Below are 20,470 nucleotides of genomic sequence, written 5' to 3'. Positions count from 1 at the left end.
ATCTTACTCTTCTTCTCATCATTTCTAAACGTTGCACTTCATCGTTGAATCTAAGCTTTAAAAAAATCAGTGTCAGTTTAATTGAGTGGCTATGCCATTTAATGCCAAATCCATTCAGTGATTTTGCCATCTTTTTAACAAAGGCTTATTACAAACTGTCTATGATCAAAGCACACTAGCTTATTGAAGAATATTTGATTATAAAATATATTCAATATATATTTACTTTTTTAGCACTCGGCTATGTAACTCTTCAAGGCCTGCTTGCATAACTTGTTGCAACTCTTCAGTAAGTTGATCACGAGTTTTATCTTTCGGATACAAAGGCTGTAATGGTAATACATAAGCAGTTACCAAATCCCCATCAATGACATTCATCAAACTGTCTTTTAGCTTTATACCACCATAATAAGGAACCTTATCGTCTAGTTTGCCTTCTTTATTAACGTAACACAATACCAAAGGCTGAATAGGCTTATTGGCATCAATTGAGGCTTGGAGTAGTTTGCCATGGAGCTTCTTAATATGACGTCCATCAGTGGTTGTAGCTTCAGGGAAAAATACTATTGAATAGCCTAACTTTAAGAAATTGGCCATTTGAGAGGCGACTGAACCTGCATCACCTGATCCGCGTTTGATAAATAAACTACCCGATACTTTGGCCAATGGTCCCATTATTGGCATTTCGGCAACCTCAGCTTTTGATAGAAAAAAAGCGGGACTAAGACTGCCTATTACCGGAATATCCATCCATGATATGTGGTTAGATGCCCATAAAGCATGTGTCTTTGGAATAGGCTCAACTTCTATTATCTTAACGCCTACTGCATTGGCTGCTTTACGACAAAACGCTTGAATATATTTAGGCAAAATCTCCCTAGGAGGTTCGCGCCAAGCATCAATTTTGGTAGCTGCTCTATATCCACCAATGACTGTATTTACTAATCCCACAACAGTCTTACTACGTTTGATACTGTTTTTGGTTGTAAGTCTTAGCATGTCTTTGATTTTTGTTTTTACATTCATAGTACGCCCTATACTTATTTTAATAATCAAGTAAAGATTAGTATTTTTATATAAATGGTTATTTTATATACGAAAATATATTAAAAATAGTATATCAGATTTTTAATTCCAGTAATCAACTGTTCACTGATTAAACGGTTTTCCATAAATTTTTTTTTAATTTACAAATTTCCCCTTTTAATTTAATGTCATCAACGTCATTAATAACACAATACAACCTAATTATTTGCTATTACAAATCACAGTTTTTTTAGTTTTATTATTTGAGTCTTATTAATTGGTAGACTAACAAATGAAGCTAGAAATAATAGCTAGGTTTTGGTAAATTTAGGTTGTACTCCCTTAAATTTTTATAGTAGGTGTATATTTTTGGATTATTTTGGTAGACATGAAGGTGGTGAACGCGCCATTTTAGTACATTTAGAAATCAGACAGATTACAGACCCTAATGATTTAGAAGAGTTTAAACTCTTAGTAGATTCAGCAGGTGCTCAACAATTAGCTGTCGTGACTGGTTCAAAGCAAAAACCAGATGCCAAATATTTTATTGGTAGTGGTAAAGCACAAGAAATTGCCGATCAAGTTAAAGCTTTAGAAGCCGATATTGTTATTTTTAACCACAGCCTTACCCCCTCTCAAGAACGTAACCTTGAAACCTTATTGCAATGTCGTGTATTGGATCGTACTGGACTTATTTTGGATATTTTCGCGCAGCGTGCTCGAACTTACGAAGGTAAGCTTCAGGTTGAGCTGGCTCAGCTGAACCATTTAGCTACTCGCCTTGTTAGAGGTTGGACTCACTTAGAGCGTCAAAAAGGGGGGATTGGGTTAAGAGGTCCTGGTGAAACCCAGCTTGAAACAGACAGACGTCTTTTGCAAATCCGAGTTTCTCAGTTAAAGGCTCGTTTGGATAAGGTAAAACAAACCCGCGCTCAAGGCCGAGCCAAGCGTCAAAAATCTGATGTATTAACGGTGTCTTTAGTGGGTTATACCAATGCTGGCAAATCTTCTTTGTTTAACCGTTTGACCAATGAAAATATTTATGCCGCTGACCAATTATTTGCTACCCTTGACCCAACTTTACGCCGCTTAGATTGGCAAGGTGTGGGCCGTGTGGTTGTAGTAGATACAGTAGGATTTGTACGTCATTTGCCGCATGAATTGGTTGAGTCTTTTCATGCAACGTTAGAGGAGACCTTAGAGGCCGATTTATTGCTTCATGTTATCGACTCTGCTAGTGCTGACATGCATGAACAAATTAAAGCAGTTAAAGCCGTGTTGGCTGAAATCAATAGTGATGTTCCCGTTCTTAATGTCTATAACAAAATAGACTTAACCGGCGAACCTGCACATATCAATTATCGAGAACCGGGAATACCAAGCCGTGTATATGTCTCGGCTAAAGCAGATTTAGGGATGAGTATGTTAACTACTGCTGTACAGCAGTTGTTGACCGGTAAGCTAAATACTTTTGAGCTAACTCTACCATTTGATGCTGGTAATCTAAAAAATGAATTGTACCGTTTAGATGTGGTTGAGCAAGAAAGCTATGCTGAGTCAGGTCATGAAGTTTTAACTTTACGTCTTCCTTCTGATAAGTTACAACAATTATTAGGTCAATCGGATATCAACCCTTTTGAAGTGCTTCCAGCTGAACAGGCAGAATTGATAACACCTAAGCTTGAGGCTTTTGAACAAGAGTTGAAACAAGATGCAGAGCAAGCATTACTGGCAGAATTGGAAGGCCTAGATTTATCCAGTGAAGAAGCTGAGTTCGATAAAAAGTTTGAGTCAATTGACGAGCAAGAATCTGACTTAAATTAATAGGATAACTGTGCCTAGTTTGATACTAAAAAGAGTCTAATGGCTCTTTTTTTTATTTAGAAGCCATTAACTTTGGCTGTTAAGAGTATTGATTTGGTAGAATCTAATTGTTATAGCTGATTCCCATTGATTTGCGTCTTATATTAAGGATCACTCATGCCAATTATTTCAAAACCTAGTACTACTACTCATGTTGATCATCAAGCAATAGGTGCTAATCATGCCATAAATGATTCTCATAAGTCAGCTAATAAGACTAGTGTACATACGAATCACTTACTAGATAAAGACCAAAGCCCAAAATCTCCTTTTTCTATGCCAGTAGCCATTGCGATTACTTTGGTAATAGTAATCGTGATTCGTGAAAGTGCGGTGATTGTATGTCAAGCATTAGGTTTTGCCAGTGCAGGCAACATAGTTGGCATGATTGGTTTATTTTTATTGTTAATGATAATACGTTTTAGTGTTGGTGTGCCTGAATGGCTTACTTCATCTGGTAATACCCTATTGGTAGATAGTGGTTTCGCCTTTTTACCGGTATGTGCAGGTGCAGGATTATTAATATTCGGCTTAGGCAACGAGTTATGGGGTATTGTGCTGACTATGATCATCAGCACATTGATTCCCTTATGGGGATTGGCAAAACTATCCCAATTATGGTTAAACGATAAGGCTGATGTTGATAAGTCTAAGCGCTAAGTGTGTTTGCATGATTAGTCCACAGTTTTGATTACGATAATAATGTTTTGACTATTTAGCCGAATAAGGCGCCAAGTTATGAACCCATTAAAACTTTTGCCTGAAGGCACAACCTTAATCACTGTCTTTGCAGCAATTTTGTTGACGCTAGTTGCCCATATTCTGGCTCGCATTTTATCAAAAAAAATCTCTGGACTACCGATGGTTATTACGGCATTGGTATTGGTCCTAGTATTTTTATTTATTTTTGGCTGGGATTATGACCATTATTATGCGGTCGCTAAACCCATTTTTGACCATTTACTAGGCTATGTTACCGTCTTATTGGCCATTCCCCTAGCGACTATGAATTTGAAAGGATTGCCTATAAAAAAGCTCTCTATTATAGTTATAATAGCTAGCCTAGTGGGCGCTCTACTTCCTATGGGACTAGCTTATATGCTGTCATTAAGTCATGAGACTATTCTGGCATTTGCTACACGTTCGGTAACTACTCCCATAGGTTTGAGTATTGCAGAAATTATTAAAGCCCCTTTAGCACTGGCCAATTTGATAATTATTGTTTCAGGACTAATAGGCGGTACTTTAGCCAAGATTCTGTTCCGTAGTGTAAATGACGATCGCGCCAAAGGGCTGGCATTGGGACTAGCTGCACATGCCTTTGGGACTATTGAAGCATGGCAAATCAGTCATACTGCGGGTCGATATGCAGCATTTGGCTTAGCGGTAAATGGATTAATCACTGCAGTATGGTTACCTATATTTTTGGCATCTTTATTTTAGCTATTGCATAAAGAAATTTAATTCTTAAGCTTAAAACAGTTAAAAATCAACTACTCATAACTTTTAGTAACAATATTGCTTATTCTTTCTATACTGCTGTTAATACGATACATAAAGGATTAACTGTTAGATATAAATGTTTATTAATGATATATTACGTTGTCTTATGGTAGTTAGCTTATTTATAGTTATTAAACTTAGCTATATTGATTTAAGAGTTAATCAAATAATTAATTGTTAATTATAAGCCAATTTTTAGTAGCGTTTGTTAATTAAAAATCAGCTCTAGTCATTATAATGGTTAATAAGAAGCTACCTAATATCCTGCTAGAACCTCTGTTGTATAGCCTTAAATAAGTGAAAAATGAATATGTCTGCATTGTTGAATAAAGTATTAACTCGTTCAGCCAATTTGGTTGCCGGTTCGATTCTTATCTCTTCAAGCATATTGGCTGCAAATGCTGGAAATATGTATATCTACAAGGATGAGTCTGGACAAGTTTTGCTGACCAATGTAAATCCTTCTGACAACTTCAATAAGTATTCCAAAAAAGTTAAAGTAAACTATTATCCAAATTCAGGCGCAGATTTAACTGCTACCAATACCCTGACCATTAAAGAGCCTAGCTACTTTAGTTCGTTAAATTCTAGAAGCTTTAGCGATATGCCCAATAGCGCTAGTATTAGCTCAAGTGTCAGTATCGGATCTGGCAACAACCTATATGACTATTACATTATAGCTTCTGCTAAGCGTAATAATATTGACCCTGCTCTATTAAAAGCCATCATGCACACTGAATCTTCATTCAATCCTAATGCACGATCTCCTGTTGGTGCTTTAGGACTAATGCAACTCATGCCTGCTACTGCACGCCGCTTTTCAGTCATTAATGCTTGGAACCCTTCAGAAAATATTGAAGGTGCTGCTAAATATGTGGCTTGGTTAAGCAGACGCTTCAATGGTAAGATTGAACACGTGTTGGCAGGCTATAATGCGGGCGAAGGTAACGTTGATAAATACGGTGGTGTTCCTCCTTTTACAGAAACCCGTAATTACGTTCAAAGAGTTCTCAGCCGTTACAACAACTTATATAAAAATGACAGCTCATTGTTTAGTACTGCAGCAGACACTTCTATAGATCCATCTTACACTTCTACAAATTATTCAGTCAGTTCCACTTCATTTGCTACTACCAACAACAGTTATACTCAGTAGTATACTTTTATAAGTTATTCATAAAATGTATCAATAGCTAAAAAAAAATAGCCTTCTCATCAAAGAAGGCCTTTTTTTTAAACAAACAATCTAACTATTTAAATTAAACTAAAATTTTAAATATAAGGTTTGCAAATAATATTTTAGCCTGATATTAAGCTGAAGGGTGTAAACGAACATTTAACTCGTCGATAACTTCTACCCAAGCCGCATCAAGTTTCCATTCCTCTTTTAAGAATGCACGTTGTGAATCCGTCCAAAAACTTGCATCTGTTAAAGATTCTTCTTTACTTAATTTATGCTCATCAATGAACTTATCAATCGCTTCATCTGAACTCTCAAGACCCAATTGTGCAAATAGTTCGTTCAAATTATATTCTGGTTCACCTAACATAGTCCTTCCTTTTAATTGTTTGATATTGAAATGCAAAATTATTTCTAAAGTTTAAATAATGAATTTAGTAAAATAAGTAGCGTTATGATTGTAACAAAACCGTCAGATTATATTGTGCTATTATTATTTATAAGCTTTACTGTTATGTTAATAACATGCTCATATAATTGCTAAATAGCTGATCGTAGTCTTAATAATTGATGATTACCTAGTTACTGACCGGCTATAGATTGATCTTTAATAATTTTTATTTCTGTTAATAGAAGCTAATAGAGACTTGGTTATTAAAATTTTTACATAAAGAAGCCTGCAAAACTGCAGGCTTCTTTCATTTATAGCTCAAAAAAATCGATCTATTAAATTACGATGATAGCAAAGTACTATGGTAGCAAATGTTCTACAGCATCACGCTCTTCACTAAGCTCTTGCTCAGTGGCTTTCATCTTCTCTTGTGAGAAACTTGATGACGTATCTAGACCTTCAACAATTTTCCAATCGCCATTGCTGCAAGTACATGGGAATGAATAGATCAACCCTTTAGAGATACCATATTCACCTTGAGAATAGACGCCCATAGATACCCAGTCATTCTCATCTGATCCTAATGCCCAAGTGCGCATATGTGCGATAGCAGCGTTAGCGGCAGAAGCTGCTGATGACGCACCACGTGCTTCAATAATAGCTGCACCGCGTTTCTGTACGCTTGGAATGTAGCTGTTTTCATACCAGTCACGATCTACTTGATCTAAAGCTGGTTTTCCATTAACAGTACACTCGGTTAAATCTGGATACTGAGTTGAAGAGTGGTTACCCCAAATGATCATTTTTTTGATGTCATTTACCGTAGTATTGGTTTCTTCAGCTAGCTGAGCTAGACCACGGTTATGGTCCAAACGAGTCATAGCAGTAAAATTACGTGGGTCTAAATCTGGAGCATTACGCTGAGCAATCAATGCATTGGTATTTGCAGGGTTACCGACTACCAATACTTTAACATTGCGGCTAGCCACTTCATTAAGAGCTTTACCTTGCGCTGAGAAGATAGCAGCGTTCGCTTCTAATAAGTCTTTACGCTCCATACCAGGACCACGTGGACGAGCACCAACTAATAAAGCATAATCTATATCTTTAAAAGCAACAGTAGCATCATCAGTCTGTACAACGCCCGCTAATAAAGGGAATGCACAATCTTCAAGCTCCATAACCACCCCTTTTAGGGCGTCAAGTGCTGGTGTGATTTCTAAAAGCTGTAAAATTACAGGCTGATCTTTACCTAGCATTTCGCCTGAAGCAATACGAAACAGCATAGCATAACTAATATTACCAGCAGCACCAGTAACGGCAACGCGAACAGGTTGTTTCATGTAATTCTCCTAGAGATTCATAAAGGTTATTTTGAATTAGATATGACAAAACTTGTCATTATTAATAGGCAGCCATTAACAAATAGTGATCAACTTGCGCAAATGTTGAGTAAGTCATCTATTCTATCTTTAATAACTCAGTCAAAGTCTCAAGTTAATAATGTAGTATAGTTTTTTTAATGCGGTAAAAGTGTAGCACCTTTCAAATTTTTGCTCAAACCTAATTATGTCTTTGGAACAATAAATAAGGGACTTGAATTATAAATAAGGGATTAGAAATTAAGCACTATAATCCCTTATTATAATGATCAATAGCCGGGAGGAATAGTACCCATACGCTGTGAAATGGGCGTGTTAGCGCCTAGTAAACTACTATAAATAGTAGCATTCTCCATAACTCGCTTAACATAATTACGGGTTTCTGGATACGCGATAGTTTCTACATACTGGTCAGCCGCTAAAGAACCATAGGTTGGTTGCCAACGCTTCGCTTTATTTGGACCTGCATTATATCCTGCCGTTGCCAGTACCGGTTGGTTGTTCAGCTTACCCATAATATCACTCATATACCAAGTACCATAACGAATATTGGTATCACCAGTATTGGCACGGCTATCACTATATGATTCGCCTAAATTACGAGCAATATATTTGGCCGTATCTGGCATAATTTGCATCAACCCACTTGCACCTACTCCTGAACGGGCACTAGTTACGAAGCGACTCTCTTGACGCATGATGCCATAAGCCCAAGCAGGATCAATACCCACTTGACGACTGTAACTTACTACCTGATTTTGATGCGGCATTGGATGTGACAGACTAAAGGCATTTAGACCCTCTGTACTATCAATTGCATAAATAGCACGATCAAGCCAACCTTTATCATAGGCATATTTAGCAGCAGCAACAATCAACTGACTGTCGTTATTGTCACGTGCCTTTTTTACTGCCCAATTCCACTCACGGTTTGCATAACTGCGGTTAGCACTGGCGTTATATAAGGCAAAAGCACGAGCAAAATGCGGATCACTCAGCATACGATTGGTATCGCTATTTGGTACATTAGGCAAAGCTGTGCTGCCTGCATTCAATCGTTGGCCTACTTTGTCTTTTGCTAACAAACCATAGTAGTCGCTTTTGTTGGCCAATCGTTGATAGATTTGACGAGCTAACGATTTTTTACCACTATCATTAGATTGCTCATAAGCACGTGCCAACCAATACTGCCAAATGTCTCTTTGTTGGACGGCATTGTCCATGTTACCAATGGCATTAATCAAGTCATTCCACTGATTAAAACGAATAGCAGCCATGGCATAATCTTCAGCTTCTTCATAATTGAATGACTCGCCTAGACTGTTACGAAACCAAGTAACCGCTTCGTCATTAAAACCATCATCTGTATTATAATTCATACGCTTAACCCCTAGAATTCTATAGGCATAGCGTCGTGTATCATCATTGATTAGCTTTTGCGATCGATTATTGTCTTGTTTAATATCGTAATCTACTTGGATAGCGGCTTCACGATAGGACTTATCAGCCATACGACCAATAGCATATAGATATAAATATTGATTTTTAATACTATTCGGCTGAGCACCAAAACGAGTAATAAAAGATGCTGGATTCAACTGGATTTCACTTAATTCACTATAAGCAATTGGCGTACCTAATGACTGTGACAGGGTCATAATATCACCCGTTTTACCCACCCTAAGCATACGCAATAAACGCTGCTTACGATCAGTATTATTAATCATTGGGTTGCTATTCATTGCTGTAGCCAATTGATTGCATAATGCCGGCTGCTTTATAGTGGTTAACCAAACATCTGGTTTTAGAGACATGGCGCGCATAGGATCTCCGCCATTATTAAAACCTAATGCTACCGCACACTTTTCGCTATCATCGGCATTGTGAACATAATTCGCAACTTGGCGTACTGCATTGTAATCACCTGATTGAGCTTTGGTCTCTGCATAGTCAGCAGCAAGTTTTTCAGCCATGACACTGCCACTAAATTGACTGGCAAACTGAGTCACGACATTGGGATTTAGTGTAGACAGATCATTATTCAAACGCCAATATGCAGGGTACATAGCGAATAAGCCATTACCCATCATTTGCTCATATTGATATAAAGCACCTGAATCACGGCGATCTGCAGCTGCTGAAGCATCATTAAAATAATTAATACTAGTATCACTGCTATAGTCAGGAGCACTGCCTGGCCAAGATATTTGTGCACATGCAATCTGGCTAATTCCCAGTACCGCTAAAATTGAGACCGCAAATGGCGCTTTTGCTCTCGTTAATATACGAGACCTAGTCATAGTTTTTAACTCTTTTGATAGTTCATTAGAAAAAGTTTCTTTAAGCATAATCAAGTCTTATTTATAAAAGGTTTATTGATTTAAAATTTATTATTGGTATCGTCCCTGAGCATATATATTTTATAGATTTGTAGAATAGTTTCCTGAACTATAATTGATTCCAAAAAAATGTATATCATTGAATATAACTCTTATTGAAAATTCAACACTCTAAACTGAATATAATACTAGATAACTGGTTAACAAATAAGGCGTGTTATGGTCTAGATTATAGGCAACAAATGACACTTGCCAAAATGCTTTATGTAAGCTGATGTTGCAGTAGTGATTACAAATAGGACAATGTTAAATATATAGTTAGTATAAATAGAATTTGTTTGAGGTAATCAGAGGATAGCCATAACCCTTTAAAAAACTTTTTAAAAACTTTTAAAGATATCAAATAAGTATCACAATGCAATAAGGTCTTTTAAGAGACTTAATTTCAAACTTGCAGTCTCATAGCAGCTTTAACATTCAATATTATTCAGCTTATGGTATAATAACGCTCAATTATGGCCGTATAAATTGGCACCTCTTACCGATAAATTTATCGCTGTTTCTGTGTAACACCCTCTTTATTACTTGTTTCAATTAACTTTTATACTCTTTAATTTATAATCATCATCTTGGACTGCTTAATATGAGTGCTACTTTATTTGACCCTCAAACTATTCGTCAGCAACCAGCGGATACTTTACACTCAACTAAAACTTTAGCTGGAGATAGCATGGCTAATGCTGAGCGCCCTACTGGTCAAGCAAAAAAGAAGGTTTATATTGCTACCCAAGGTTGTCAAATGAACGTTTATGACTCAGAAAAAATGGGCAACGTACTAGGTGACTCTCACGATATGATATTGACAGACAATATCGAAGAGGCTGATGTGTTATTAATGAACACTTGCTCTATTCGTGAAAAAGCACAAGAAAAAGTGTTTTCAGAATTGGGTCGTTGGCGCAAATTAAAGGAACAGAATCCAGATTTGGTCATAGGTGTCGGCGGATGTGTGGCCTCGCAAGAAGGAGACAATATTCAAAAACGGGCGCCTTATGTAGATATGGTATTTGGTCCTCAAACTTTGCATCGTTTACCCGAGCTATATGACCAATCTACCAAACAAAGAAATGTTAAGCCAAAAGATCGGATTGGCACAGTTGATGTTTCATTCCCTAGTATCGAGAAGTTCGACTTTTTACCAGAACCCAAAGTTGAAGGCTACAAAGCTTTCGTTTCTATTATGGAAGGTTGCTCAAAATATTGTTCATTCTGCGTGGTGCCTTATACCCGTGGTGAAGAGTTGTCTCGTCCACTAGATGACGTATTAGCCGAGATCGACAGCTTAGCCGAGCAAGGGGTTCGTGAAATCACTTTGTTGGGTCAAAACGTAAACGGCTATCGTGGCGAAAAAGACGATGGAACTATTTGTGGTTTCGCTGAATTACTGCATTATGTGGCCCATGTTGCAGGTATCGAACGTATTCGATATACCACAAGCCACCCCTTAGAGTTCACTGACGATATTATTGATGCTTATGCAAAATTGCCGCAACTGGTGTCTCATTTGCATCTACCTGTACAAAGTGGCTCTAATAAAATTTTAGCTGCCATGAAACGCAACCATACCATTGATGTCTATATTAATCAGATCAAAAAGCTAATGGCGGTTCGCCCTGATATGCATCTATCAAGTGACTTTATCATTGGCTTTCCTGGAGAGACTGAAGAGGACTTTTTAGATACTTTAAATTTAGCAAAAGAACTTGATTTCGATCATTCTTACAGCTTTATTTTCTCTAAGCGTCCAGGCACGCCGGCGGCTGAGTTACCAGACGATGTCAGTCTTGCCACTAAAAAAGAGCGTTTGTCTATCTTCCAAAAGGTCATTGTTGACTCGACTTTGAAAAAAACCCAACAGATGATTGGTCAGACGTTACGTGTTATGGTAGAAGATATTGCAGATCGTTATCCTGACCAGTTACTGGGTACGGCAGACAATACCCGTTCAGTCTTGTTTCAAGCCACTGAGCAACAGAAAAAAGAGCTAATGGGCAAATTTGTAACTGTTAAAATTAACGATTATGTCAGTCCTCATATGGTGCGTGGTGAGTTGGTGGATGTTATAGGTTAGTTTTTAGATAGTCTTATAAACTATGTGAAAAGTTTAAAAATTTAGGCTTTTCTGTATTGATATTTAAATACTGCACGATACTGCACTAATGAGAAATATCAAATTCAAAAAAGGTACGATAGCAAATTCAGCTATCGTACCTTTTTTACTAAACAACCTGTTGTAAGTCATTGGTGAATCAGCATTTCTATAACTATTAATTTGCTAAGTGTCAATTTGAATAATCAATCTAGCAGGTAGCTTAAATTATTCAATAAATAAATTACTGAATAGCAGAATAAACGATCCTAACTAATAAAACACTTCCCATAATAACGCCAAGGCAATAAATATGAATATCAAACCACACAGCCTATTAAGCCATAGCAGACGTGAACCCTTGTTTAACCAGCTCGAAAGCTTAGTTCCTCCCAAGGTATAAATTATCTGCCATGTTATTTCACTGGCAAAGAAGCCTAAAGTCAATATTATATATTGAGGCCATAAAAGGGCTTTAAAATCGATGAATTTTGGAAAAAATGCAGCAAAAAATAGAATAGCTTTAGGGTTAGACAGTGATACCCAGACACCTTGACGGAACCGCTGTAAAGGAGGCTTTAATATTAAAGTAGAATTTAAATAGTTCGAAGTTAAATTAGGGTTAGAATCTATGGTGTTAGACTCATGTACCTCTGCACTGGCAAAGCTACTGTCGTCATCCGCATGTCGCCAAATTTGCAACCCTAAATACATCAAATATAAGGCGCCTACCCCCTTTAGTAGCGTTAATAGCCATGGTAACTGTCGATTTATAAAGTCAATGCCTAGTAAGGCGGAGACCAATAAAATCAATAAGCCAAAGCTTAAACCTAACAATACCCAAATAGTGCTACGCACTCCATGATTAAGCCCATATTGAAAGGCCAATAACATATTGGGTCCTGGGGTAGCTGACAATAAAAACACACTAAAGAAAAATAATAGAAAAGTTGAGGCGCTCATTAATGCTGACCTTAAAGAATGTCAGTGTTTTAAACTTAGTAGCAAATATTTTAAAATAAAGGCTATGATTAGGTTAATTCAATAATAGTAAACCACCAAGCTAAGCTTGTAATGACTGCAAAAGCTTTTGCAAAAAGTCATCGCACTGAGCGAGTTGAGCCACCTCTACATACTCATCGGCCTTGTGAGCCTGCTCGATACTACCTGGACCACAAATGACGGTTGCAATACCGGCATTGGTAAATTGGCCACCTTCAGTAGCGTATGCCACTTTATGACGTGCCGAAGACTGAACCAATCCTGCAATCAACTGTTGAAGCTCGGCGCTTTCGCTGTCGGTCATTGCTGGCACATTCTCTAATTGTTCAATCTCAATACCAGTTTCACTATCAACTTGCTGCATCTGTTTATTAAGCTCACTAATTTTTTGTTTGATAGCTGGCAAAATATCTTCAGTGCCCATAGATGGTAGATTGCGATAGTCAAAAGTAAACTCACAAAGATTTGGCACAATATTGGTGGCTGTTCCGCCAGCAATGGTACCGATAGACAACGTTGAATAGGGCACATCAAATTGATCATCTACTTGCTCTGATTGAGCCAACTGGCAGGCTAGTTTATCTATAAATCCAATCAACCTTGCCGCATAGCTGATAGCATTGACCCCTTGATGGGTTAGTGAAGAGTGGGTTGATTTACCATGTACCGAACAACGGAACACAGAAATGCCTTTGTGAGCGATAACCATTTTCATAGATGAGGGTTCACCTACAATACAATAGTCCGGTCTTATCCCCCTTTCACTTAAGTCCTCAAGCATTAACGGTGCTCCCAAACAGCCCACTTCCTCATCAAATGATAATGCAAGATGTAACGGCTTCATTAGTTTACCCATTTGAGATAGCTTAACTGCTTTTGGCAGTAGGTTTAAGGCACAAGCAATAAAGCCTTTCATGTCACAAGCGCCACGCCCATAGAGTTTATCGCCTCTTATGTCAGCTTCGAAGGGGTCAGACGTCCAGTCTTGACCTTCTACTGGCACAACATCAGTATGACCCGATAGCACTATACCGCCATTGATTGATGCCATGTTAGAGTCAACATCCCCGCCTGATGCTGGCACACTAACAAATAAATTGGCCTTACTTTGGGCTTTGTCTTGATGACCGTTAAAAGTAAGCATTGGATCTAAGCCCAAACTCACACAATAAGCTTGAACGTCTTCGATAAGCGCAAGATTTGAGTGGCGACTTACTGTATCAAAAGCTATCAAACGTTTAATCCATTCGATACTATTGTTAGGATAAGTTGTGGTTTGATTCGGCAGGGTCATTGAGCAGCTTCCTTACAAAGTTAAGATGGTACTAAACTATAAAACGTTTGAATTAGACGATATGCCTAATACTATACGAATAAAACCATACGAATCAAACTATATAAATAAAACTATATTAGCCAATTCACATTGAACCAAAGACACGAATAAAAGATGTGGCGTAAAATTCCTGAATAAGCTAGGTTGTATTTTAAGAAGGGTTATTTTGATTCATAATATCAATCACCGGTGGAATCGGCTTTGGCATTAGCTTTGGCTTTGGCTTAACCTCTTCCTGCTCAAGTTCTTTAGCAGTTTTAGCATTTACCGACAAACCTGCAATCAATGGCAATGACATCATCGATTTACGAGGTCTTATGGCCAAACTAACTGGTACCATACGTGCAAATTCATATAAATAGAGATATGACTCTTCGCCACCTTCAAACTCATCTTCTGGATCAATACGAATGCTGCCTATTTTTGCTAAATCAGCAAACATTACATTCTCTTCAGCGCTTAAAGTACAGTCAGTCACCCCAAAGCCAGTCATGAAACCATTTGCCCACTGTTTAAGCGCAATAACACGTTCATATAGGTCATGCTCATCATCAGGCACTAGTGGTGAGTATTGATAAGCGTCATCTTTATCCTTAAGCTGAAAAGCAGTATCTTCTGCTTCTTCTGCCAGTAAAGTTAATGCCGCCTCATTCGGAATAGAAAAACTCAGCTCACTCAATAGCTGTTCCCAGTCTTCTATTTTAGAGGGGGCATGACATACCGTCATGAGTCCGGTCATTAAGCCGTGAAGCTCACTAATGGACACATCTGTCCAGTCAGAGAACACTTTTTCCCAATCATTCCAGCCTGAGATATCATCATTCATTACATTTACCTTTTTATATCAACGTTGGTTTTTCTTAAATTATTTATAGTGTTCATCTTATTATGTTTTTATGTCAATTACCTACCTTACTTTATATAGACCTTAGTATGCTATCTCATTTCAATTTTTTAGCTTTGCTAATGATAAAGTATAAAATTTAAATGTTTTTTAAAACACATTCGTTAACAACCTAATGCTAGATATAATGTGGCCATCTATGGCATTATTAAAGGCATTATATACATATCCTTGCATTTTAATTTTATCTAACTTGATTAGAAGTGATACCCCATGACCCAGCCTTTGATTGAAAAACTACAACATTTAGATTCTATATTGCATGATATTAGACAGCGTTATGATAACTCTAACAATGAATTATTTGCCTTAAAACAAACACCTTCATTAGATATCCAAGCTATTGAACAATTACAACAGCAACTTGAAGAGACACAAGATGCTTACGAGCGAGTTTTAACTGAACATCAACACCTTCAACAACAAGTAAGTCAACTTGATCAAGAATATCAGACATTGGCTGAAGCGCATAATGGTCTTACTGAAGAATACAACGATCTATTAAAGAAGTGTGAAGCGTTAGAACAGGCCAATCATACGTTATTGGAAAAAAACCGCTTAGCAAAAGAACATACCAAAGTTGTCATGCAGCGTTTAACTTTGATTGATCAAGCCGTCGACTAAAAGCTGTCTAAAGCTAAAATATCTATCATCTTAATGTCTAAATTACTTATTGATAAATTTTTATATTTTACTTAATGAAGAGATAACTATGTCAACTGAATATCCCAATGATCATGAACCACAAGCGTCAGAGGTAAACTTTAATAAGCCATCTACTACATCTAACTTAGATGCTGATCACAATTTTAAAGAACGTATTGATTATGACACTAGTGAACACGAATTTGACAGTTTAGAAAATAACGAGTTTGACGAAGTAGCATATCAGGGTAAACATTCAGTAGAAACCATTACACCAGCAGACTTTGATACTGAGCCCTCAACCGATCTTAAACTTGAATCAGAGCCTAAATCTGAAGTTACTTTTGACACTGAATATACGGTTGAACCTGAATATACGGTTGAACCTCAATATACAGTTGAGCCTGAGTATAAGGCCGTAGAAATAAGTATCTTAAATAAATACTATACTATTAACTGTCCTGTTGGTGAAGAATATGAGCTTTTTGCAGCCAACGATTTTATTAATAATTTTATTGAAGATCTTCGTGCACAAGCCCCAGATTTGCCGCATGAGAATCTATTGGTGCTATGTTGCTTAAACCTATATGAAAAACTTCAAAATTCAAAAAGTAAGGCGATAGAATCTGAAGAAAGTATCACTAAAGCCACTCAACTCATTGATCAAATGATTCATGATATGCAACTGGTACAATAATGGATTATTAAAATCTAAATATTCCTACTGCAATTAGAATTTTTAAGGCTGCCAAATTTTTGAGTAGCCTTTTGTTTATCCAATTGTTTATCCAAAAAAAGGTAATAGTCCAATCTTGACGGAAGATACGTATGCAATCAATAGCCTATTAAGCTTTAGGACTATTCTTTTGTATAGTAGGAATTAGGCACTAAATCTTGTTATGAAAATCTGCCTGATGATCATAATTACAAAAGAACCAGCTTGTCATTTTTTTCAATTCTTGATTCTTCACAAACAATTGTTTTTGTAGTGCTTCATAATTGGCATTGGCTTGTTTTTTTTGTTGACGACTTAAAGATTTTTGATGAGCACTATTTTTAACAGCGCTCTCATGAGTCGAGATTTGCTGTTTAATAGCCGCTACTTCAGACGTCAGCTCAGTGATTTGTTGTTGCTCAGATTCTAATAAAGAATCTACTGGCTTAGTTTCCATAACACCACGATACTCCGCTAAAGGATAACCGCAAAAGTCACAATCTCTAGGCGTTATCACATCTCCTTGCTTAGGCATAAACTGCTGAGGTGGTTTGGGGTACATAAATTTAAAAAAGGCCCACATTACAAGACTAATTATAATGAAGGTAAAGACAAATGCTAACATGATAAATTTCCTAGTTTTGCCTGCTAAATAGATTAGGCTTGGATATAACATAAAAATTTGATGTTATACTAAAGGTAATTGTATCGTTTTTTGATAACAAAAACCTTTAACAATATAAACAACTAAATATTATACGTCATACTGTATTTGATAAGGTATTACCAACAACAAATAGCTCTTATATCGAAGGCTATGTATTATAAAAACTATCATTGTTGAACCATGTTGTTAATGGTTTTTATATTGTGATATATCAAATTGCTTTAGTTACAGTGCGCTATTATGTACTTCTCTGCTTTGCATCATACTGGTATAAAACTTCGACAAGAACTTTAAGGATTAAGATTCGATTAACATAAATGCTAAGCGTTACTGTACTCAAAGCCAACACTAAAAAAACTTAATAAGTTGCCTTTGAAATCATACGATTAGCGCTAAAACCCATAACCAATAGGACCTAATGATGTCTAATGAAAACAACAGTACTGAAACCATAGGAAAGTCGCTGAAATTTGCCATGGCACAATCTCACTTTATGGTGGGAGACATCCAATCCAATATTGAAAAGATGCGTAGTTTAGCCATCGAAGCACGTAATAATGGCGCTGATATTATTATTTTCCCAGAATTGGCATTATTGGGATATCCACCAGAAGACTTATTACTGCGCCCAAGCTTATCAGATCGTGTAAAAGCAGCTTTAAGTTCTTTAAACGACATAAATGACATTGTTATGATCATCGGTTATCCGCATGTTGATTATCATGGCACTTTCAACTCTGCAGCTATTATTCAAAATGGTCAGCAAAAAGGCTTCTATCACAAACAATATTTGCCTAACTATGGTGTGTTCGATGAGCGTCGTTACTTTGACAAAGGCCGTAATCAAGTTCTTTTTGACTATCAAGGTGTTACTATTGGCTTACTCATATGTGAAGACTTATGGCAAGAAGAGCCTATTAAAGCATTAAAAGATCAAGGCGCTAACTTATTAGTAACTATTAATGCTTCGCCTTTTGAAGCGGGTAAACAACAGGCTCGTCAAAATTTATTAACTAAACGTGCGACAGACAACGACCTTCCTATCGTATATGTAAACGCAGTGGGAGGTCAGGATGACTTAGTGTTTGATGGTGGCTCTATGGCAATCCAACAAAACGGCACAGTAGCTCATGAAGCACCCCGCTTTTTAGAGCATATGTTATATGCTAGTTTTGATGCTAAAAGTGGACAGTTTGATACTCAACTAAAAGAACCACTGCAACTAAGTGCAGAATCTGAAACCTATCAAGCTTTGGTAGTAGGTTTGCGCGATTATGTAAATCATTCAGGCTTTGAGGGGGTTATTGTTGGTCTATCAGGGGGTATCGACTCTGCCTTAACCCTGTGTATAGCAGTCGATGCTCTTGGTGCGGATAAAGTCTATGCGGTGATGATGCCATACGAATACACCTCTCAAATCAGCTTAGAAGATGCCCAAGCTCAAGCACGCCGATTGAATGTATCTTATACCGTATGTCCCATTCATGATGCTGTTGACGGCATGCGTCATACTTTAGCACCATTATTTAGTAAAGCTAAAATGGACACTACAGAAGAGAATATTCAAGCCCGTGCTCGTGGAATGGTGTTAATGGCATTGTCTAATAAGTTTGGTCATTTAGTTATTACAACAGGCAATAAATCTGAAATGGCAGTTGGCTATGCAACCTTATATGGCGATATGGCAGGCGGATTTGACGTATTAAAAGACGTTTATAAGACTCAAGTTTATGCCCTAGCTAACTATCGCAATCGTTTAGAAGATACTGACGTTATTCCTGATCGTGTCATTACCCGTCCACCTTCAGCTGAGCTACGTCCCGATCAAAAAGATCAAGACAGCCTACCTGATTACGATATTTTAGATGCTATCTTACAAGCCTATATCGACAACGATTTAGGATTTGACGAAATCACCGCCCAAGGCTTTGATCCAGATATGGTCCGCCAAACCATACGTATGGTGGATAGAAGTGAGTATAAGCGTCGCCAAGCTGCTATAGGTACCAAAGTCACTCATAAGGCTTTTGGTAGAGAACGCCGTTACCCGCTCGTAAATGGCTGGAGCATTGAAAGCAACTGATTTTATAGTCTTATCATCTTATAGTCTTAGGATTTGCCTACAAGCTAGGAATCATCAAAGTTACTATATTACAAACTTAAAAATTACAGACTTAAAAATTACAAACTTAAAAAGAGGAGCCTCAAAAAATAGAGGCCCCTTTTTTTTATAACGTTTTTTATTAGGTTAGGACAAGATAAGTTATATAGTATGCTTCATAATTCACCATATAATAGATAGAATTAAATAAACGGCGTGTAAACTTGTCTCTTAAACCAAACTTGTCTGCTAAGCTAAACTATTTTCTTGAGCCAAACTATTCTCTTGCACCAAAAATTGCACTACCGACTCTTACCATAGTCGAACCATTCGCAATAGCCTGCGCCATATCACCGCTCATACCCATGCTCAAAGTATCCCACTGAGTTAGCTCCGTATGATTAAGCCGTATCTTATCAAAAAGCACTTTGGTACGTTCAAAAGCATCTGTCCCCTCTTTTGAGGGAATAATCATTAACCCACGTACATTAAGTTTTTTATAGCTTTTAATAGTAGTGATTAGAGTGTCAAGTTCGCTAGGCAAACATCCTGACTTACTGTCTTCATTGTCTATATTAACTTGAACCAACACATTTAATTTGTCTAATCCTTCAGCTCGTTGATCGTTAAGCCGCTTTGCAATAATTTCACGTTCGATGGTATGCACCCAATCAAAATTTTCTGCGATTTCTTTGGTTTTATTACGCTGAATGTGACCAATATAATGCCAAACAATATTTCTGGTTTTCGGAGAGCAAGCACTAAGCGCTTTAATTTGTGCCATTTTCTCTGTAGCTTCTTGTAGATAGTTTTCACCAAAGTGAACTTGTCCCGCCTCTGCTAACTCAACAATCATTTCAACCGGCTTGGTTTTGGACACAGCCAATAAAGTGACAGACTCTGAATTGGAAGCAGCACAAGCTTCAGCTATTTTCTGGTTTACTTGTTGCCATCTTTGTAATAATGTCGAATTCATTATTATGTCCTCCTAATGCGTCGTTAGTCATTTACATAGTTAAGTATTACAATTATTTTAAATATTAGATTCAGTTTAAGTTGTAGGCTCAATAATTTCATTACTCACCGCTATTGCTCTATTAGCAATACTTTATAAAATATCGCCTAAGTCTGAAGACTATAGTTTAAATGCTATAGTTTGAATGCTATGCTAAGCCATTCATAATGAACGGCAAATAACTAAATATGCAGTAAATAGACTTGTTATGATACCAGTTGCGACATAATCTTTAACGACATTATTAATTCA

General features: G+C 37.1%; 17 protein-coding genes. 8 read left to right on the top strand and 9 right to left on the bottom strand.

Going from position 1 to position 20,470, the window contains the following annotated elements:
- Nucleotides 1–222: 222 nt before the first annotated feature.
- The gene (locus QZ265_RS04770; protein ID WP_296403911.1) at nucleotides 223–1,026 is read right to left on the bottom strand and encodes a lysophospholipid acyltransferase family protein; all 804 of its coding nucleotides are present in this window, start codon (nucleotides 1,024–1,026) and stop codon (nucleotides 223–225) included.
- Nucleotides 1,027–1,395: 369 nt separating this feature from the next.
- On the opposite strand from QZ265_RS04770, the gene hflX reads away from it, so the two are divergent.
- From hflX to QZ265_RS04750, 4 genes are all read left to right on the top strand, one after another.
- A complete protein-coding gene (gene hflX / locus QZ265_RS04765) occupies nucleotides 1,396–2,850 on the top strand; it encodes a ribosome rescue GTPase HflX (protein WP_296403908.1) in 1,455 nt (484 codons plus the stop codon).
- Nucleotides 2,851–3,006: 156 nt separating this feature from the next.
- Complete coding sequence (locus QZ265_RS04760; protein ID WP_296403906.1) at nucleotides 3,007–3,549, top strand: CidA/LrgA family protein; 543 nt, start codon at nucleotides 3,007–3,009, stop codon at nucleotides 3,547–3,549.
- A 78-nt stretch (nucleotides 3,550–3,627) separates the two neighbouring features.
- Nucleotides 3,628–4,332: an LrgB family protein gene (locus QZ265_RS04755; protein ID WP_296403904.1), complete on the top strand. Its 705-nt coding sequence runs from the start codon at nucleotides 3,628–3,630 to the stop codon at nucleotides 4,330–4,332.
- 370 nt (nucleotides 4,333–4,702) lie between these two features.
- On the top strand, nucleotides 4,703–5,548 hold the full coding sequence (locus tag QZ265_RS04750) for a lytic transglycosylase domain-containing protein (protein WP_296403913.1): 846 nt from the start codon (nucleotides 4,703–4,705) through the stop codon (nucleotides 5,546–5,548).
- A gap of 154 nt (nucleotides 5,549–5,702) precedes the next feature.
- Here the strand turns inward: QZ265_RS04750 and QZ265_RS04745 are convergent, their stop codons facing one another.
- The 3 genes from QZ265_RS04745 to QZ265_RS04735 form a co-directional block, all read right to left on the bottom strand.
- On the bottom strand, nucleotides 5,703–5,942 hold the full coding sequence (locus tag QZ265_RS04745) for a DUF2789 domain-containing protein (protein ID WP_296403902.1): 240 nt from the start codon (nucleotides 5,940–5,942) through the stop codon (nucleotides 5,703–5,705).
- Nucleotides 5,943–6,322: 380 nt separating this feature from the next.
- Nucleotides 6,323–7,306 (bottom strand): malate dehydrogenase, encoded by a 984-nt coding sequence (locus tag QZ265_RS04740; protein ID WP_296403900.1) that lies wholly within the window; start codon nucleotides 7,304–7,306, stop codon nucleotides 6,323–6,325.
- Between the two features lie 308 nt (nucleotides 7,307–7,614).
- Entirely contained in the window at nucleotides 7,615–9,645 is a 2,031-nt protein-coding gene (locus QZ265_RS04735; RefSeq protein ID WP_296403899.1) for a lytic transglycosylase domain-containing protein, read from the bottom strand.
- A gap of 682 nt (nucleotides 9,646–10,327) precedes the next feature.
- Between QZ265_RS04735 and miaB the strand changes: the two genes are divergently transcribed.
- On the top strand, nucleotides 10,328–11,815 hold the full coding sequence (gene miaB, locus QZ265_RS04730) for a tRNA (N6-isopentenyl adenosine(37)-C2)-methylthiotransferase MiaB (protein ID WP_296403898.1): 1,488 nt from the start codon (nucleotides 10,328–10,330) through the stop codon (nucleotides 11,813–11,815).
- A gap of 291 nt (nucleotides 11,816–12,106) precedes the next feature.
- Here miaB and QZ265_RS04725 read toward each other — a convergent pair whose 3' ends face one another.
- The 3 genes from QZ265_RS04725 to QZ265_RS04715 all read right to left on the bottom strand — a co-directional run bounded on the left by QZ265_RS04725 (nucleotide 12,107) and on the right by QZ265_RS04715 (nucleotide 14,997).
- A complete protein-coding gene (locus QZ265_RS04725; protein WP_296403896.1) occupies nucleotides 12,107–12,796 on the bottom strand; it encodes a LysE family translocator in 690 nt (229 codons plus the stop codon).
- 100 nt (nucleotides 12,797–12,896) lie between these two features.
- Nucleotides 12,897–14,129: an acetylornithine deacetylase gene (gene argE / locus QZ265_RS04720; RefSeq protein ID WP_296403894.1), complete on the bottom strand. Its 1,233-nt coding sequence runs from the start codon at nucleotides 14,127–14,129 to the stop codon at nucleotides 12,897–12,899.
- 193 nt (nucleotides 14,130–14,322) lie between these two features.
- On the bottom strand, nucleotides 14,323–14,997 hold the full coding sequence (locus QZ265_RS04715; RefSeq protein WP_296403892.1) for a UPF0149 family protein: 675 nt from the start codon (nucleotides 14,995–14,997) through the stop codon (nucleotides 14,323–14,325).
- 291 nt (nucleotides 14,998–15,288) lie between these two features.
- Here QZ265_RS04715 and QZ265_RS04710 point away from each other — a divergent pair, with 291 nt between their 5' ends.
- Complete coding sequence (locus QZ265_RS04710; protein ID WP_296403891.1) at nucleotides 15,289–15,699, top strand: hypothetical protein; 411 nt, start codon at nucleotides 15,289–15,291, stop codon at nucleotides 15,697–15,699.
- A gap of 88 nt (nucleotides 15,700–15,787) precedes the next feature.
- Entirely contained in the window at nucleotides 15,788–16,417 is a 630-nt protein-coding gene (locus QZ265_RS04705; protein WP_296403889.1) for a cell division protein ZapA, read from the top strand.
- 190 nt (nucleotides 16,418–16,607) lie between these two features.
- Here the strand turns inward: QZ265_RS04705 and QZ265_RS04700 are convergent, their stop codons facing one another.
- Nucleotides 16,608–16,997: a hypothetical protein gene (locus QZ265_RS04700; protein ID WP_296403887.1), complete on the bottom strand. Its 390-nt coding sequence runs from the start codon at nucleotides 16,995–16,997 to the stop codon at nucleotides 16,608–16,610.
- Nucleotides 16,998–17,520: 523 nt separating this feature from the next.
- Here QZ265_RS04700 and QZ265_RS04695 point away from each other — a divergent pair.
- On the top strand, nucleotides 17,521–19,185 hold the full coding sequence (locus QZ265_RS04695; protein WP_366513652.1) for an NAD+ synthase: 1,665 nt from the start codon (nucleotides 17,521–17,523) through the stop codon (nucleotides 19,183–19,185).
- 295 nt (nucleotides 19,186–19,480) lie between these two features.
- On the opposite strand, the gene QZ265_RS04690 is transcribed toward QZ265_RS04695, so the two are convergent.
- On the bottom strand, nucleotides 19,481–20,179 hold the full coding sequence (locus tag QZ265_RS04690) for a YggS family pyridoxal phosphate-dependent enzyme (protein ID WP_296403884.1): 699 nt from the start codon (nucleotides 20,177–20,179) through the stop codon (nucleotides 19,481–19,483).
- Between the last annotated feature and the right edge of the window lie 291 nt (nucleotides 20,180–20,470).

It is taken from the genome of Psychrobacter sp. (assembly GCF_018260395.1).
Taxonomy (GTDB): Bacteria; Pseudomonadota; Gammaproteobacteria; order Pseudomonadales; family Moraxellaceae; genus Psychrobacter.
This window is presented reverse-complemented; position numbering and strand designations above follow the sequence as displayed.

Bases quoted from the DNA above. Each gene is read 5' to 3' on its own strand.
- QZ265_RS04770 (WP_296403911.1), bottom strand. From the start codon at position 1,026: ATGAATGTAAAAACAAAAATCAAAGACATGCTAAGACTTACAACCAAA.
- QZ265_RS04760 (WP_296403906.1), top strand. From the start codon at position 3,007: ATGCCAATTATTTCAAAACCTAGTACTACTACTCATGTTGATCATCAA.
- QZ265_RS04755 (WP_296403904.1), top strand. From the start codon at position 3,628: ATGAACCCATTAAAACTTTTGCCTGAAGGCACAACCTTAATCACTGTC.
- QZ265_RS04750 (WP_296403913.1), top strand. From the start codon at position 4,703: ATGTCTGCATTGTTGAATAAAGTATTAACTCGTTCAGCCAATTTGGTT.
- QZ265_RS04745 (WP_296403902.1), bottom strand. From the start codon at position 5,942: ATGTTAGGTGAACCAGAATATAATTTGAACGAACTATTTGCACAATTG.
- QZ265_RS04740 (WP_296403900.1), bottom strand. From the start codon at position 7,306: ATGAAACAACCTGTTCGCGTTGCCGTTACTGGTGCTGCTGGTAATATT.
- QZ265_RS04735 (WP_296403899.1), bottom strand. From the start codon at position 9,645: ATGACTAGGTCTCGTATATTAACGAGAGCAAAAGCGCCATTTGCGGTC.
- miaB (WP_296403898.1), top strand. From the start codon at position 10,328: ATGAGTGCTACTTTATTTGACCCTCAAACTATTCGTCAGCAACCAGCG.
- QZ265_RS04725 (WP_296403896.1), bottom strand. From the start codon at position 12,796: ATGAGCGCCTCAACTTTTCTATTATTTTTCTTTAGTGTGTTTTTATTG.
- argE (WP_296403894.1), bottom strand. From the start codon at position 14,129: ATGACCCTGCCGAATCAAACCACAACTTATCCTAACAATAGTATCGAA.
- QZ265_RS04715 (WP_296403892.1), bottom strand. From the start codon at position 14,997: ATGAATGATGATATCTCAGGCTGGAATGATTGGGAAAAAGTGTTCTCT.
- QZ265_RS04710 (WP_296403891.1), top strand. From the start codon at position 15,289: ATGACCCAGCCTTTGATTGAAAAACTACAACATTTAGATTCTATATTG.
- QZ265_RS04705 (WP_296403889.1), top strand. From the start codon at position 15,788: ATGTCAACTGAATATCCCAATGATCATGAACCACAAGCGTCAGAGGTA.
- QZ265_RS04700 (WP_296403887.1), bottom strand. From the start codon at position 16,997: ATGTACCCCAAACCACCTCAGCAGTTTATGCCTAAGCAAGGAGATGTG.
- QZ265_RS04695 (WP_366513652.1), top strand. From the start codon at position 17,521: ATGATGTCTAATGAAAACAACAGTACTGAAACCATAGGAAAGTCGCTG.
- QZ265_RS04690 (WP_296403884.1), bottom strand. From the start codon at position 20,179: ATGAATTCGACATTATTACAAAGATGGCAACAAGTAAACCAGAAAATA.